Below are 15,161 nucleotides of genomic sequence, written 5' to 3'. Positions count from 1 at the left end.
TCTAAACCGTTGGGTTTAGCTAGGCCATTGGAAAGCAGGGTGCTAATATAACCTAACGGCAAATATGGGTGGTATTGGCTCTTGGCAAGGCTGGGCATGCGGCGTATAGGCAGCGCTTGACCAACATCTCCCTGACGACATAGGAGCCCCGATATGATCGGCAGTGCGAATCTTAACATCATGATCAAGGCCGCCCGTAAGGCAGGCAAATCGCTGGTTAAGGATTTCCGCGAAGTGGAAAACCTGCAGGTCTCTGTTAAGGGGGCTGGTGATTTCGTCTCCAAGGCAGACATCGCTGCGGAAAAGATTTTGAAAGAAGAATTGCTGGGCGCGCGTCCGACCTATGGCTGGATGGCTGAAGAAAGCGACGAAATTCCAGGACAGGATCCGACCCGGCGCTGGATCGTCGATCCGCTGGATGGCACCACCAATTTTTTGCACGGGCTGCCGCATTGGGCAGTCTCGATTGCGCTGGAGCATAAGGGCAAGATCGTTGCGGGGGTTATCTTTGATGCCGCCAAAGATGAAATGTACTTCGCTGAAAAAGGCACCGGCGCCTGGATGAACGAAACCCGGATCCGGGTGTCGGGTCGTCATCGGATGATAGAGAGCATCTTTGCCACCGGCCTGCCGTTTGCCGGACGCTCTGATCTGCCTGCAACATTGCAGGATCTGGCGCGGATTTTGCCAGCCTGTGCTGGAGTGCGGCGCTGGGGCTCGGCGGCGCTGGATATGGCCTATGTAGCCAGTGGCCGTTATGAAGGGTTCTGGGAGCGTCGTTTGAACGCCTGGGATCTGGCGGCTGGGATTATTCTGGTGCAAGAGGCCGGTGGTCTGGTGCAGGGGTTGGACCCCGAGGGCAATATCGTTGAGACGGGCGAAGTGATCTGTGCCAACGAACCGATCTTTGAGAATTTTGCCAAAGTGATCCGCGGCTAAAAGGCTGAAAATTTGACGTTTTACGCGCGTCCGGAGTATTCCGGGCGCGCGTTTTCGTTTCGATTGAGCGTTTTTCCAAAAGTGGTGGGATAGTGTAGGAACAGCGCGAGTGGGGAGTTCGGGAGCCTCCGGCGGGGATATTTTTAGCCAGATGAAGCTGCGGGATCTAAGGGCGAGCAAGGGGCTGACAGCATTGGCCGGATTTCTGTTGGGCGGTTTTAGTTCCCTTTACTCCAGGGGGAGCGGGGTGATTTTTTGCGGGGAAACTGGGGGATCCGGCTTGCAGTGTAATTGGCTTGGGGGTGAGGCGGCTGGCCGTGAGTTTGGCCCCAGAATGCGCGGGCGCCGCGTTTGATCCAAAGAGGTACGGTTATAAGTAGCCCAACGGCAAAGCCTCCGGTGTGGGCCCAATAGGCAACGCCTCCGGTATTTGGGTCGGTGTCAAGTGTGCCGAGGAACTGCAGGCCCAGCCAGACGCCCAGCATTAGGTAGGCAGGGATGGAGAATATTCGAAAATAGATGACGAGGATCAAAAGGATGTCGATGCGGGCGCGCGGAAACAACAGCAGGTAGCCGCCCATGACACCGGCAATGGCGCCGGAGGCTCCGATGGTGGGCACGTGGGAGCCGGGACCAGACACGACATGGATCAATCCGGCACCGATACCGCAAACGATATAGAAGGCAAGGAAAGGCAGATGTCCCATTTCGTCTTCCATGTTGTCGCCAAAGATCCACAGAAACAGCATGTTGCCAGCCAGGTGCATAAAGCTGCCGTGCAGGAACAGAGAGCTGACCAGCGGCGAGAGCCGATGGGATGCATCAATCTCGGCTGGAATCAGGGCATAGGCATCGTATAACCGGGCCAGCTCAATATCGGTGGTAAAGGTGGTGGCATAAAAGGCGTAGGCCAGAATATTCAGCGCCATGAGCGTGTAGACGATATAGGGCCTGCGGCCAGACGGGTTATGATCGCGGATTGGGAACATGGGGGTAACGCTGGGCTGAAAGGCGCCCAGCGTCAAGTCGTTATAGAGCTTGGCCTTTGCCGCCCAGCAGTGCAGCGTTGCCGCCCGCGGCGGTGGTGTCGACGCAGATATGACGCTCGGCCAGAACGCGGGCCCGGTCAGGATGACCGGGGATCAGAGGCAGGATCGGGCCGTTGCGACGGGCCAGTGCCTGTTCTATCGCGCGGCCGCTCGTTTCACCGCCCCACCAGAGCACCCCTGAGATACCCTGGATCTGCTGTATGTGTTGCAAATCGACCTTGCCACTGGCCTGCAGTACAGTGCCGCCTTGTCGGGTGACCTCTTGCACTTGGGCGGCAACTGCGTCGGGGCCGGGACCTAAGCACAGGAGCGGTGGGCGCGGCGAAAGTGTCAGCCGGTTGCTTTCGCCGGTGGGACCCGGGAGGCTCTGGGTTGAGGCGGCTGCGGCGGTGCCGGATGCGATCGGGCTCTCGTTCTGATCGTGCAGCCATTCAGCGCTGCTGTGCTGGCGGTCTGGGGCGCAGAACCGGGGCAGGTAATTGGGGCCGCCGGCCTTGGGTCCGGTGCCAGACAGACCCTCGCCGCCGAAAGGTTGGCTGCCGACAACAGCACCAATCTGGTTGCGGTTGACGTAGATGTTGCCCGCCTCGATACGGTCAGTGACGTATTGTACCCGGTCGTCGATGCGGCTGTGCAGCCCAAAGGTCAGCCCATAGCCGGTGGCGTTGATATCGGCGATCACATTGTCCAGATCTACGGCCTTGAACCGGACAACGTGCAGCACGGGCCCAAAGATTTCCTGTTCCAGCGCTGCAATGCCGGGAATTTCAATCAGCGTCGGCGCAACAAAGGTACCCTGTTCCGGCGCTTGTACCTGCTTCAACAGCCGACCCTCGGCGCGGGCGATTGCGATATGCGATGCGATACCATCGCGGGCGGTCTGGTCGATTACCGGACCACTGTCGGTGCTCAGCAGCCAGGGATTGCCTGTGTTCAGGGCCTCCATCGCGCCGGTCAGCATGGTTAGAACACCATCGGCGATGTCTTCTTGCAAGTAGAGACAGCGCAGGGCCGAGCAGCGTTGACCGGCCGATTGAAAGGCGCTTTCAATGATGGATTGGACGGCCTGTTCCGGCAGCGCGGTGCTGTCGACAATCATCGCATTTAGCCCGCCGGTTTCTGCGATCAACGGTGTGCCGGGGCGCAGGTTGTCGGCCATGCTGCTGCGGATCTTTAGCGCGGTGGCAGTGGAGCCGGTGAAGGCAACACCATTCACCCGGTTGTCAGATGTTAGGGCTGCCCCCACTGAGCCGCCTCCCGGCAGCAATTGCAGCGCCGCGCGTGGCACGCCAGCCTGATGCAGTAGGGATATGGCGCGATAGGCGATCAGTGGGGTTTGCTCGGCTGGTTTGGCCAGAACGGCGTTGCCGGTGGCCAGGGCTGCTGCGATCTGCCCGGAGAAAATCGCCAGCGGAAAGTTCCAAGGGGAAATACAGGTGAAGATCCCGGCTGGCTTGGCATCTGTGGGGATGCGAGACGCGTAGAACCTTAAGAAATCCACCGCTTCACGCAATTCCGAGACACAGTCCAGAAGGGTCTTACCTGCTTCGCGGCTGAGCAGGGCAAATAATTCACCAAAGTTATCTTCATAGAGATCGGCCGCCTTGTTCAGAGCTGCGGCACGGGCGCTGGCAGGGGCGTCCCATGGGGAGGCCGCAGTCAGGGCTGTGGCAATATCTTGTGGGCTGGCCGGGGTCACCTGGCCAACCGGGGTCAGGTCGCTGGGATTGATGACATCTTCGGGTGATAGCGGCGCGGCATCCTGGGCCAGCAGCGGCGCGGCGCGCCAGCTGTGGGTCAGCCAGGGTGTGCGGGCCTGATCAATGCGGGCAAGCGTTGGCGCGTGGGCCAGATCAAAGCCCTGCGAGTTAACCCGCTCTGGTGCGAACAGGTCAGGGCCTGTGGCGATGCTGCGGCTGACATCGGCGATCATCGCAAACGGATCGGCGGCGACTTCCTCGGGGGGGACGTCTTCGTCGACGATCTGGTTCACAAATGAACTGTTGGCGCCGTTTTCCAGCAGCCGACGTACAAGATAGGCCAGCAGGTCGTGATGGGCCCCAACTGGTGCATAGATCCGGCATTTGGTGTGGTTTTGCTCCAGCACCATCTGGTGCATGGTTTCGCCCATGCCATGCAGGCGCTGGAACTCATAGGGTTGGCCACCGTCTGCCATATGCAGGATGGCACAGACGGTATGGGCATTGTGGGTGGCAAATTGCGGGTAGATGTGGTCGGTCATCGCCAGCAGTTTGCGCGCATTGGCAATGTAGGACACATCCGTGAGCGGTTTGGAGGTAAAGACCGGGAAGCCGTCAACGCCCATTTCCTGTGCCCGTTTGATTTCGGTATCCCAATAGGCACCCTTGACCAGCCGCACCATGATTTTGCGATCATGGCGTTTGGCGATCTCGTATAGCGTGTCGATGGCAAGCCCTGCACGGGGTCCATAGGCCTGTACTACCACGCCAAAACCATCCCAGCCCGCCAGTGCCGGATCGGCCAGCACGGTCTCGATGACCTCCAGCGATAGCGACAGGCGGTCGGCCTCCTCGGCATCGACATTCAACCCCATGCCGGCTGCCTTGGCCAGCAAGGCGAGGGCACGCAGGCGGGGCACCAGCAGATCCATCACGCTGACCTCTTGCGCCAGTTCATAGCGGGGGTGCAGCGCCGAGAGTTTCACCGAGATACCCGGATTTTCGCGGATGTCCTGACTGTTGCAGCCATCGGCAATTGCCGAGATCGCACGGGAATAGCTCAGGTGATACCGCGCGGCGTCGGCCTCGGTACGGGCGGCTTCGCCCAACATGTCGTAGGAATAGGTGTAGCCCTTTGCCTCCATCCCGGCGGCGCGTTTCATGGCGCTTTCGATGCTTTCACCCAGCACAAACTGACGGCCCATTTCCTTCATTGCACGGCTGACCGCGGTGCGAATGACCGGTTCACCGATGCGTTTGATTGCACCGCGCAGGGCGCCAACCGGGCTGCGCTCGTCGTCCAGCACCTTGCCTGTCAACATCAGCGCCCAGGTCGAGGCATTGACCAGCGAGGACGAGGACTTGCCAAGATGCTTGCCCCAGTTCGAGGGCGCGATCTTATCCTCGATCAGTGCATCGATGGTTTCGGCGTCAGGCACCCGCAGCAGGGCCTCGGCCAAACACATCAGGGCTACACCTTCGTCTGTGGACAGCCCGTATTCGGCCAAGAACACCTCCATCAACCCCGGTGCAGAATGGTCGCGGATGTCGCGAACGAGCGCGGCCGCATTGGCGCAAATACGGGCGCGATCATCATCAGACAGTGCCGCTGTGGTTACCAGTTGATCGCGAAGATCAGCCTGATCGGCAAAGGTCATGGCGTCGATGACGTGGCGCAGAGGCGTGGGGTGTGCCATCAGGGATCTCCAGTAGGGGCAGGCGGTATGGCAAGGATACTGGTATTTTTGCGGGACATTCGCCTGTATGTATGAGAATATAGAGCAATTGGACTGAAAATCGAGGGAACAACGATGCAATCGGACTTTTCAAACCTGGATCCGTTTGATCAGGCGATTCTGACTGTTCTGGGCGGCGAGGGACGGATCTCTATTGCGGATCTGGCGCGCCGGATTGGCCTGTCCAAATCCCCCACTCAAACGCGTTTGAAACGGCTAGAGGCCGAGGGTGTCATCACCGGCTACCGCGCCTTGGTGGATCCGATCCGGCTGGGCCTGGATCATGTCGCCTTTGTCGAGGTGAAACTGCGAGACACCCGAGAGCTGGCGCTGACGGCGTTTAATGCCGCCGTGGCCAAGGTGCCTGAAATCGAGCAAGCCCATATGATTGCGTCGAATTTCGACTATCTTCTGAAGATCCGTACACGGTCAATGGCGGCCTATCGCTCTGTCCTGGCCGAAAAGATATCGACACTTCCTCATGTGGCATCGACCTCGACTTATGTGGCGATGCAGGCCGTCAAGGAGGACGGAACCTTGGCGCAATGGTAGCTCTGTACCCCGCCAACGCGCGAAAAGGTGATTTGATAGTTGTCACTTTGGGTGCAGTTTGTGACCTATGTTTGTTTTGTCTGCCTGGCCTGCTGGCCCCCGCTTGATTGCGATATGTGCTGCTCTGGTATTTGCCGGGGGACAGGCCAGCGCGGACAATTGCCCGGCATCCCCAGATCACTCTGCACCACTGGAGGCATTGATCACTCAGGTTCAACAGGCGGATGACGAAGCAACGGCATTACAGATTTCCAACCAGATGTGGGAATTCTGGGCGGATGCCCCGAACGAGCAGGCTCAGGCGGTTCTGGATCGCGGCATGTCGCGGCGGTCAGGGTATGATTTCACCGGCGCGCTTGAGGATTTTGATATTCTGATATCCTACTGCCCGGCCTATGCCGAAGGCTATAATCAGCGTGCATTTGTGCATTTTCTGCGGCAGGATTTTGCGGCTGCGCTGACGGATTTGGACCGAGCACTGGAGCTGTCCCCGCGCCATGTGGCGGCCTTAAGTGGCCGTGCCCTGGCGCTGCTTGGCCTGTCCCGTACGGAGGAGGCCCGCATAGCGCTAAAGACGGCATTAGCGTTGAATCCCTGGTTGCCTGAACGTGGCCTTATCGCGCCCGGCGGCCCTTTGGCTACTGTTCCGGTCGAGGAAATTGAGTTGTAGGCAAAAACCCTTGCATTACCCCCATAAAACCGATTGTCCCCAGCGCCTCACGCGGCTAGACCTAGGCAGGTGAGATGCCAATGGTGTTTCATTTGCGGGCGTGATGGAATGGTAGACATACCAGACTTAAAATCTGTTGGGCGTATGCCCGTGTGGGTTCGACTCCCACCGCCCGCACCAATTGCCATTGAAAACAATGAATAATTTTGGCACTTTGCCCCCCGCTTTGATCGGTGCATGAAATGACATAAAGACTGTCGATCTGTTTAACGGAAAAGACAGGCCGAGTGCCGGGAAAGAAAAACACTTTCTTGATCATCCCTTTGTGAACTTTCTTAAAGAAGCAGTTTGCAAAGTCCATGAGTGGCTTTCGCGTCCCTGTGCGACGCGCAGGCTGCCGGTGTTGGTTGATGTGCGGGCGGGTAACTTCGATAGAGACTGACCTGCGCACCGTTTCATGCTGTCAGGATGGGCGCGTAGAATGTTGATTATTGGTCGGATGGCAGCCCCAGCCCAAAGCTGTCAGAACGCTCAAACCTGGTTGGGCAAATGCAGATCTTCGCAACGCTAAGGAACTGGGGTCACAATGCGAAGCGGCCATTCGATCAAGTATCAGAGGCAGGAGCCGATCTAACGGATTACGCGGAGCAAACTGATTTTGACACGCCTTCCAATTGTAACAGCCGCATCCAAGAAACATTGGTATGCGGCCTGGAACCTTGTTAATAGACTGGAAACAAACTCAAAACTGTATAATCGCTCAGCAACGACAAATTAGTTCGGGATGTTGGAGCGAACCAATTGTCTTCTTGTCAACCAAGGACCTGAATATGGGACACACAGAGATCCATCTTTATGCGGGGTGCTGGAACGAAGAGGCAATGCTGCCCTTTTTTTTTGAGCACTACGATCGTTTTGTCACCAAGTATTTTATTTATGATAATGACTCTACAGATCGTTCACTGGAAATCTTGAATGCGCACCCGCGCGTTACAGTGCGTCCCCTTGTGTTAGAGGGACGTTCTTATTCTGAAGCCGGACTGAAGCAGCTTCGTGCCATGAAGTTTGAGGAATCACTGCTGGCAAACTGGGTTACAGTTTGCAACATCGACGAGTTTTTTTGGCATCCCGACGTGCTTAGCTATCTTGAAGATATGGAAACAGAAGGTGTGACCCTGGTCAAAGCGGAAGGCTATCAAATGGTTTCTGATCATTTCCCATCTTCAGGAGAGCATTTGCCTGCTACGATCAAACAAGGCGCCCGTTTCAGAAAAATGGACAAAATTGCATTTTTCAAGCCCGCTGAAGTCCCTGATCTGGGCTTTTCAGCAGGGCGACACCGGAGCGCACCTGTCGGCAATGTCGTGCGCCCTAAAGTGGAAGAGGTTAAGTTGCTCCACTACAAACATCTTAGTCTGGACTATGTCCTGAAGCGGCACAGTGAACTTAACAAACGGCGACGAGTCCGAGACGTCAAAAAAAACTACGGTTATCACTACTCAGAGGACGTTACCCTGGACAGACACGCACTATACAAACAGGATGCAATTAATGTCGTGGACCTCTTTACCAACGCGTATTCCCGGCCTCTTAAAGGATCTTGAAATCGCTGGATAACATCTTCCGTTTTCTTGCGGGTATGCCCGAGTAAACGCCCCAAGGTTCAGTATTTTTCGTCGCAATCGAGCCCAGTGTCAGCAAAGTGCCCTCGGCAAGGCAGACATTGGCATCGACACCGGATTTGCCTGCGAGAAAGCAATAATCTCCGACTTCCGACCGTCCGCTGGTGGCCGTCTGTCCCGAGAAAAAGACATGGCTGCCGATAACGCTGTGGTGTCCAATATGACTGCCACTCCAAATGAAGACGTTGTCCCCCATGCGGACAAAAGGCTGAATGCTGACATTTTCCAGAATGAAGCAGTTTTCTCCAATGTCTGACGTGCATACAGTGGCTTTGGTGCTGATATATGAGACAAGTTGATAACCTAGGTGCTTGGCGGCGCGCACCACCTCTGCTCTGGGCCTGTTCATAGATCTTCCGCTTGATGCGATGAACATATCATAGCCGGACGGTGGATAGGTTTTGACGATTTCTTCAAAAGGAATGAGTGGAAGATTGCAGAACGTACTTTCGGCGAGATAGTTCTGATGAACGGTAAATGCGACAACGCGATATTCTGAATCCATTCGAAAATAGTATTCAGCCTGCTCAGCGGTATCTCCTGCTCCGAAAATCACAATGTCCTTTGTCATCACCGGTTCGCGCCTTTTATGTCATAAGATGAAAGCAGCGGGGTCAGCGCGTCCCTATCGTTGTGCATCAATACATCGATGATCGACAAGTGAGACTGAAACTCCAGTCCCCACTGGTGATATGGTTTTGGGATGTGAGTGAGAAAATTCAAATCGACTCCGGCGTCATGAAATCTAGATCTCGTGTACAGTCGCTTTCCGTTGGAACTGTTCAGATATTCTGTCGCCTTTTCCCGGGCGCAAATGGATAGAATTTTCTCTTCCGCACCTGAAACTGCAGGATATTGACTGGCGCTCGCACGTTGGATCTGAGTTTCGAGGCCCAAATAGCTTGAAATGACCTGAATAGAATGGGCGGTAAAATCACTAAACCTGTCAGAATTGCAGGATATGGCCTCTAGAATTACATTCTTGACGTTGGAATACTGGGGCGCGTGCGCATAGGTTAAGTCTATAGATTTCATAAAGCGACGTATGGAGGAACTTTTGTTGTCTAACTGGATCTCTGAAATCTTAGTTCCGCGTGGCGATTTTTGAACGGCAAATGTAAACCGGAACGCTCCGTTTTTTCCCAGCAATCTATTTCGATTTGACCAGCCAGTGCGACTGTAGGGTACATCATCAAGAAGGATGAACTGGTCAACCCCGTGCATCAATTGAAAATACCCAAGATATGGAAAGAGATAGGGTTGCATCACGGCAATTTTCATCGCTGCAAGGTCTTTATCGCTGCACAGACCTGATCAATATCCGCGCTGGTCAATGATGTGTGGAAAGGCAAGCCGAGTAGACGTTGTGAGAGCCATTCGGAGTTCTTTAGTGGTCCGGTGGTCGAAAACCCCTGAAAGGCAGGATGACGGTGTAAATGGGGGCAATACCATCGGCGTGTTTCAACCCCTGCATGCGCCAGATCTTCAACGGCTCGCTCACCTACGACATCGTGGAAAACCAGGGAAAAGGTGCTTGTCACGCCCGTTTGGTTCATGACCCTGGCAAAGGCGGGCAATCCAATGGCATTCAGCTTTTCTGTGTATTCGCTGAAAAGGCTTAGCCGTTTGGCTTTTGCTTTTGGCCAGGCCTGCAGCGCCGCCAGGCCAACGGCAGAATGATATTCGCTTAATTTGGAATTGGTCCCGACGTGTTCAAGTCCTTGCTGCGTGTACCCAAAGTTGGAAAGTGCCCGCAGCTCTTTGGCCGCTGCTGCGTCATTCGTCGCCAGCACGCCGCCTTCGCCAGCAGACAGCGGTTTGGTCGCGTGAAGGCTGTAGATCGTCGAAATACTATTGGGCGGTTTGATGTGACCAATGGCTCCGGCGGCGTCGATAACTACTCGGCAGCCTGTGTCGGCCTGGAATTTTTCCCAGTCCGAACATTCCGTACTACATCCCAAAAGAACGCTAACAAGTACTGCGGAAATTTTCGAATTCTTCTGAAGGGCTTGCCGTGCAATATCAGTCCGTAAAGACCCAGTTGTTAAATCGACGTCCGAGAAGACTGGGTCGTGCCCATTACGAATGCATGCAATTGCGGCGGAAGGGAAATTTAGCGAAGGGATCAGTATCTGACTGCCTTTAGGCAAATGCAAATTTTGTACCGCAAGTTCCAGCGCTGACGTTCCGCTGGACAGACACAACGCGTGTTTTACGCCCAGAAAGGCGGCCAATTCACTCTCAAGCCGTGTGTGAAGTGGTCCAAAGTTTGTGTAGATCCGGTTTGTGTCAATTTCATCCAAAAATGGACTTAGATCTTTGTGAGTTGGCAAATCCGGAACCAGCAGCCTAACCGCATTTCGATCCAGATCTTGGATGTCAATTCCTGGCATCAAACGGCCTCACTAGCAGAATAATTGCTCAAGGCTTCTATCGCTAGGATCCAGACCCCGTCTTCTGCGTCCCAAGTCAGAAAATCCGATTGATCAACCGGCTCCATTTGGTGAAACATGTCGGCCCGAAAGACCAAGACGTCACCGATGGCAAAATCATCGATGACATCCAGTTCGGATTGACCAAATTGCAGACGAAATGAGGTATCATTGTAGTCGATACCTTTGCGCGACATGTTTGCACATACCAGGATCTTATATGGCAGAAACGGGTGCCGGTGCTCACCTTGAAAGCCGCCGCCACGCGGAAAACGAGCCACCATAGTTTTCAAGTCACCGTCACTAAATGAAAAATCGGTACCAACAATAGCATTCTGAATTTCCAGTAAAACAGCCGCCAGCGCTTCCAGTTCCGATCTGAAGGCTTCGTCAACAGATGGTAGATCGCCAAAGCCGAAGACATGAAAGCAATGCTGCACGATGGAAGAAGAGGTCGAATTGTCCTGGCGATGGAAATTTATCGCTTCCTGGTTGGCACTGCGGCCCGCTTCAAACGGTTCGGTACGTTTGCTCCACTCAAGAAGCTGCGCACGAAATTGCAACAGCCGCGCTTCGTCAAAGACCTGTTTTAGAATGCAAACATCGCCGCCTAGGACTGTGCGCCCAAAACTTTCAACTCTGGAGTAATCCCTGATCTTGGTCTCGGGGCCGATTAGACCTTCGCAGAGATGTAGGTTTATTTTGTCGGCCATGCTGCTCGCAACTTTGTTAAGGGATTAGTGATTAGGTTTTGACTTTCGCTTGTTTTTGCGAAGGTTTTTCCAAGGTGGGGCGTTTTACATCACCCACCGAAAGAGTGCGTAACACCCTCGGAGCGGTTCCTAAGTTGTTTGACGAATTTATAAAAATGCCAGTGGTCCGATACATAGGCTAAATAAGTTCCTAGCGGAGTTCTTGTCGCTGTATTTTTGTTCCACTTCAGGTAGTTGTGAAAATACCGACCGCCAACGTCCATCAGTTCCCCATCCCGAAACAACGACGCCAAAAGGCGGCTCAAGACACGTGCGGTTATGATGAAATCCCGTGCCATCTTTGCTGGCTTTAAACCCGCCTTTATGTTGCGAAAGGAATTTTCAATGGTCCCATTTTTTTGCAATGCAAGCATGTTATCTTCGATTCTTGCCAGATAGGCATCAGGATCGAATAATCTGGCATTGAGCCTGTGAAATCCCTCAATCAACTCATCAGGGGTCATATTGCGCGGAATGATTTGACATTCTGGATGGTCCCTGAGCAACCGACCTTCCGATTTCAGGCGGTCAAACAGGGGCGTGGTGGGAATTGGGGTCAGCAGGCTGATCAAAGCCTGCGCAATCTTTGCTTGCTGGATAAACTCAAACTGCTTGTCAAAAACAGATTTTTCGTCACTGTCGAAGCCAACAATAAACCCGCCAAAGATAATGAGACCCGCATCCCTTATCCGGTCAAGTTTGTTCAACATACTGTCGCCGCGCGTGTTCTGAACCTTTCGCGTTTCCTCAAGTGCGTCCAAGTTTGCGGATTCGATTCCGATAAAGACACTGGTGAAATTGGCAGCGATCATCGCCTTCAATAAAACCGGATCATCACCCAAATTAATACTTGCCTCTGTCGTGAAACGGAAACGGCGGCCATTTTTTTCTTGCCAAATGGCCAACCGGTCGAGAAGCGCCAGTGCTTTTTTCTTATCACCGATAAAATTGTCGTCCACCAAAATAGCCGATGAAAATCCCAACGCCTCCAAGTGCTCCAACTCTTCGATGAATTGGTCCGGTGTCTTGGTTCTTGGGCGTCTGCCAAATATTGTGATGATGTCGCAAAACTCGCACAGGAATGGGCACCCGCGAGAATATTGGATACTTGCCATTGCATAAGCACTGCAGTCGAGGTCGCCATATTTGGGCATTGGCAGCTTGGTCAGATCGGTTGTTGTTGCCTGCTCATATGCAGTCAAATGGCTTTTTCCATCCGCGACGTTCTGAATATAAGTCGGCCAGGTCTGGTCTGCTTCACCAACAAAAATGACGTCACACCGCCGTTGAAACACCTCTGGTTCGACGCTGACATACGGCCCACCGACGATAAGATGTCCATGGAAGTCATGCAATTCATCCAAAATCTCGAGCATTCTTGATGTTTGTACAATCATGCCGGTCAGACCGATGATGTCAAAGTCCTGGAGCGCACTTATATCAAGGGGGGCAATGTTCTCGTCAAATATCACGACGGTGTGAGGGGAAGGTGTCAAAGCCGCCAACAGTGGCAATGCACCCTGAAAAGATGCAGCCTTGGACTGGGGGTTTATGATCGGTAAGGAATGATTTCGGCCAAAAAACGAAGGCGCAAATTTTGGTGCAACAAGTGCTATCCGCAGAGCTGCCTGTTTTTGGATGCGCGGCGAAAAAACCTCACCGCCATTCGACCTCATTCGTGGCTCAAAAGAAAACTCTGGCTTCAATAATAATGACTTCGCCACACGAATCTCCTTGGAACAACAGCGGCATTTCTACTTAAATTGGCCCAACTGGAACATGGAGTTTACTCGTGGTTTAGTGATGTTTTTCATGATCGTGTCGCAATTGCACTACATCGGGTAAGTCTATTTGCGCAGGAGTTTTTTGCTATGTTTGCAAGTTCTTTTGTGGATGTGCCGGAGAGGAGACGGGTGCGCTTGGTGTGACACGGCGATAGGGATTATGGGGCAAAAAGCCTGACGTAAGGTTGAGAATGGTGCCGGGGAGAGCACTGCTATGGTGAGCTGTGACACCTTTCGACCTGTGTAATGCTGCTGCCTTTGGACACGAACGGCGGATTGGCACGACCGCTGCACTGGTGCTGTTGACCTAAAATTACGGCCAATGAGATTGCACACCAACTGCATATAGTGTCTGTCGTGAATAGCGACTGTGTTCCCAGACCAGCCTTTGGCTGCGGCCCAGTTGAAAACCGTATATGGTCTACCTATCTGGGCGTGATATGTCGTCTTGCGTCAGATAGGGCCCACGATCCCGACACCAAAACGAGTTATGATTGAACACATGAACCTTACACGCAGAATGACGCTTCTTGGCCTAGGCGCAGTTGGCCTTACGGCCTGTGGTCGTGATGTGGGTACTCTTGGTCCTCGCATCTCTGAGTCCAACACTGGTGACCTTCCGGCTGACTTGCGCCCGGTATTCAACGCGGATTATGACACTTGGGTTCGCAGCTTTCGCACCCGTGCCGCCGGACAGGGAATATCCCCTGCCACCTTAAATGCGGGCTTTCGGGGGGCAGGGTATTTGCCCGGTGTTGTTAAACGTGATCGCAATCAGACCGAATTTAGCCGCACGCTAGAGGACTATCTGTCCATTGCAGCCTCTGATGAACGGGTGTCCAAAGGCCGTGCGGCCTTTGCTCGTCATCGCACAACACTCTCAGCTGTCGAGAAACGCTACGGTGTCCCGGCAGAAATCGTGACTGCCATTTGGGGGTTGGAAAGCTTCTACGGCGAACGCCGCGGCAATGTACCCGTGATCTCGGCTACATCCACACTGGCCTTTGATGGCCGCCGGGGCGCGTTCTTTGAAAAGCAATTGATTGCGGCGCTCAAAATCTTGCAGAACGGCGATACAACCGCATCCAATCTTTTGGGGTCATGGGCTGGAGCGATGGGCCACACGCAGTTCATCCCCACATCGTACCAAGCCTTTGCTGTTGATTTTACAGGCGACGGCCGCCGTGACATCTGGTCGGATGACCCCGCAGACTCGCTCGCCTCGACAGCGGCTTACCTCGCGCGAAATGGCTGGACGCAGGGTGTCAACTGGGGGGCAGAGGTTGGCAACGGTGCTACAGCGGGCACCATCATTCAACCCCAGGCTGGCGGGCCAAAATTTGCGGTTACCGCCAACTTCCGGGTGATCAAGCGCTATAACAATTCTGACAGCTATGCGATTGGTGTGGGTCATCTTGCCGACCGTATCGCTGGGGGTGGCCCGATACGCGCCAGCTTCCCACCTGACAAATATGGTCTTACAAAAGACGATCGTATCCGTTTGCAAAAACGCCTCACTGCCCGTGGCTTTGACACTGGTGGCGCAGACGGTGTGATCGGCCCAAAAAGCAACAAAGCCATTGCTGATTACCAGTCCAGCATTGGCCAACCCGTTACCGGTGATCCGTCACTGGCGTTGCTCCGCGCGCTTGGTTGATTTGCTGACAGACGTTTGACCTGGGAAAGTGCTCTATCAAGTAGCAATGTCGGCAATGCGATTGCCGCACTGCGTCCGCAGACAAGATCCGGCGCTAAATTTTTGATCCGGTGCGGATTTGGAGCAACCTTATTTCTATACGCCTGGTCGAGAGATCCAAAGGGTAGTGCGGCTCAGTAATGCCAATTTCTATCTGACGGGCGAACCG

12 protein-coding genes and 1 tRNA gene are annotated in these 15,161 nt (G+C 54.1%); 6 read left to right on the top strand and 7 right to left on the bottom strand.

The genetic code is table 11. The annotated features are described in order from the left end of the window. Nucleotides 1-153: 153 nt before the first annotated feature. On the top strand, nt 154-939 hold the full coding sequence (locus EBB79_RS13255; RefSeq protein WP_127749329.1) for an inositol monophosphatase family protein: 786 nt from the start codon (nt 154-156) through the stop codon (nt 937-939). A gap of 218 nt (nt 940-1,157) precedes the next feature. Here the strand turns inward: EBB79_RS13255 and EBB79_RS13250 are convergent, their stop codons facing one another. Together EBB79_RS13250 and putA are read right to left on the bottom strand one after the other, a co-directional pair. Further along, a complete protein-coding gene (locus tag EBB79_RS13250) occupies nt 1,158-1,928 on the bottom strand; it encodes a rhomboid family intramembrane serine protease (RefSeq protein ID WP_127749328.1) in 771 nt (256 codons plus the stop codon). Nucleotides 1,929-1,968: 40 nt separating this feature from the next. Further along, complete coding sequence (gene putA, locus EBB79_RS13245) at nt 1,969-5,385, bottom strand: bifunctional proline dehydrogenase/L-glutamate gamma-semialdehyde dehydrogenase PutA (RefSeq protein ID WP_127749327.1); 3,417 nt, start codon at nt 5,383-5,385, stop codon at nt 1,969-1,971. Between the two features lie 114 nt (nt 5,386-5,499). Between putA and EBB79_RS13240 the strand changes: the two genes are divergently transcribed. From EBB79_RS13240 to EBB79_RS13225, 4 genes are all read left to right on the top strand, one after another. Next, the gene (locus tag EBB79_RS13240; protein ID WP_127749326.1) at nt 5,500-5,976 is read left to right on the top strand and encodes an Lrp/AsnC family transcriptional regulator; all 477 of its coding nucleotides are present in this window, start codon (nt 5,500-5,502) and stop codon (nt 5,974-5,976) included. A 67-nt stretch (nt 5,977-6,043) separates the two neighbouring features. Then, complete coding sequence (locus EBB79_RS13235) at nt 6,044-6,646, top strand: tetratricopeptide repeat protein (protein WP_127749325.1); 603 nt, start codon at nt 6,044-6,046, stop codon at nt 6,644-6,646. A 94-nt stretch (nt 6,647-6,740) separates the two neighbouring features. Beyond that, nucleotides 6,741-6,826 (top strand) — tRNA-Leu (locus tag EBB79_RS13230). Nucleotides 6,827-7,476: 650 nt separating this feature from the next. Next, nucleotides 7,477-8,250 (top strand): glycosyltransferase family 2 protein, encoded by a 774-nt coding sequence (locus EBB79_RS13225; RefSeq protein ID WP_164860810.1) that lies wholly within the window; start codon nt 7,477-7,479, stop codon nt 8,248-8,250. On the opposite strand, the gene EBB79_RS13220 is transcribed toward EBB79_RS13225, so the two are convergent. The 5 genes from EBB79_RS13220 to EBB79_RS13200 form a co-directional block, all read right to left on the bottom strand. Beyond that, nucleotides 8,237-8,899, bottom strand: a complete 663-nt coding sequence (locus EBB79_RS13220) for an acetyltransferase (protein WP_127749323.1) — start codon at nt 8,897-8,899, stop codon at nt 8,237-8,239. The two genes, EBB79_RS13225 and EBB79_RS13220, sit on opposite strands and share 14 nt — an antisense overlap. Continuing rightward, entirely contained in the window at nt 8,899-9,609 is a 711-nt protein-coding gene (locus tag EBB79_RS13215) for a WbqC family protein (protein WP_127749322.1), read from the bottom strand. Before EBB79_RS13215 ends, EBB79_RS13220 begins: the two co-directional genes overlap by 1 nt. Continuing rightward, nucleotides 9,606-10,721 (bottom strand): DegT/DnrJ/EryC1/StrS family aminotransferase, encoded by a 1,116-nt coding sequence (locus tag EBB79_RS13210; protein WP_127749321.1) that lies wholly within the window; start codon nt 10,719-10,721, stop codon nt 9,606-9,608. The genes EBB79_RS13215 and EBB79_RS13210 overlap by 4 nt, the downstream gene beginning before the upstream one ends. Next, a complete protein-coding gene (locus tag EBB79_RS13205; protein WP_127749320.1) occupies nt 10,721-11,473 on the bottom strand; it encodes a hypothetical protein in 753 nt (250 codons plus the stop codon). Before EBB79_RS13205 ends, EBB79_RS13210 begins: the two co-directional genes overlap by 1 nt. Before the next feature lie 89 nt (nt 11,474-11,562). After that, the gene (locus EBB79_RS13200) at nt 11,563-13,236 is read right to left on the bottom strand and encodes a B12-binding domain-containing radical SAM protein (protein WP_127749319.1); all 1,674 of its coding nucleotides are present in this window, start codon (nt 13,234-13,236) and stop codon (nt 11,563-11,565) included. 562 nt (nt 13,237-13,798) lie between these two features. Between EBB79_RS13200 and EBB79_RS13195 the strand changes: the two genes are divergently transcribed. Continuing rightward, nucleotides 13,799-14,953: a lytic murein transglycosylase gene (locus tag EBB79_RS13195; RefSeq protein WP_127749318.1), complete on the top strand. Its 1,155-nt coding sequence runs from the start codon at nt 13,799-13,801 to the stop codon at nt 14,951-14,953. The last annotated feature ends 208 nt before the right edge of the window (nt 14,954-15,161 follow it).

Origin of the sequence: Parasedimentitalea marina, from assembly GCF_004006175.1 — a bacterium.
In the GTDB taxonomy this organism is placed as follows: Bacteria; Pseudomonadota; Alphaproteobacteria; order Rhodobacterales; family Rhodobacteraceae; genus Parasedimentitalea; species Parasedimentitalea marina.
Note: the sequence above shows the minus strand (reverse complement) of the source record. Positions and strands in the feature narration are given on the sequence as shown.

What these genes read in the sequence shown, in the direction of transcription:
- EBB79_RS13255 (WP_127749329.1), top strand. Translation starts at nt 154, where the DNA reads ATGATCGGCAGTGCGAATCTTAACATCATGATCAAGGCCGCCCGTAAG.
- EBB79_RS13250 (WP_127749328.1), bottom strand. Translation starts at nt 1,928, where the DNA reads ATGTTCCCAATCCGCGATCATAACCCGTCTGGCCGCAGGCCCTATATC.
- putA (WP_127749327.1), bottom strand. Translation starts at nt 5,385, where the DNA reads ATGGCACACCCCACGCCTCTGCGCCACGTCATCGACGCCATGACCTTT.
- EBB79_RS13240 (WP_127749326.1), top strand. Translation starts at nt 5,500, where the DNA reads ATGCAATCGGACTTTTCAAACCTGGATCCGTTTGATCAGGCGATTCTG.
- EBB79_RS13235 (WP_127749325.1), top strand. Translation starts at nt 6,044, where the DNA reads ATGTTTGTTTTGTCTGCCTGGCCTGCTGGCCCCCGCTTGATTGCGATA.
- EBB79_RS13225 (WP_164860810.1), top strand. Translation starts at nt 7,477, where the DNA reads ATGGGACACACAGAGATCCATCTTTATGCGGGGTGCTGGAACGAAGAG.
- EBB79_RS13220 (WP_127749323.1), bottom strand. Translation starts at nt 8,899, where the DNA reads ATGACAAAGGACATTGTGATTTTCGGAGCAGGAGATACCGCTGAGCAG.
- EBB79_RS13215 (WP_127749322.1), bottom strand. Translation starts at nt 9,609, where the DNA reads ATGAAAATTGCCGTGATGCAACCCTATCTCTTTCCATATCTTGGGTAT.
- EBB79_RS13210 (WP_127749321.1), bottom strand. Translation starts at nt 10,721, where the DNA reads ATGCCAGGAATTGACATCCAAGATCTGGATCGAAATGCGGTTAGGCTG.
- EBB79_RS13205 (WP_127749320.1), bottom strand. Translation starts at nt 11,473, where the DNA reads ATGGCCGACAAAATAAACCTACATCTCTGCGAAGGTCTAATCGGCCCC.
- EBB79_RS13195 (WP_127749318.1), top strand. Translation starts at nt 13,799, where the DNA reads ATGAACCTTACACGCAGAATGACGCTTCTTGGCCTAGGCGCAGTTGGC.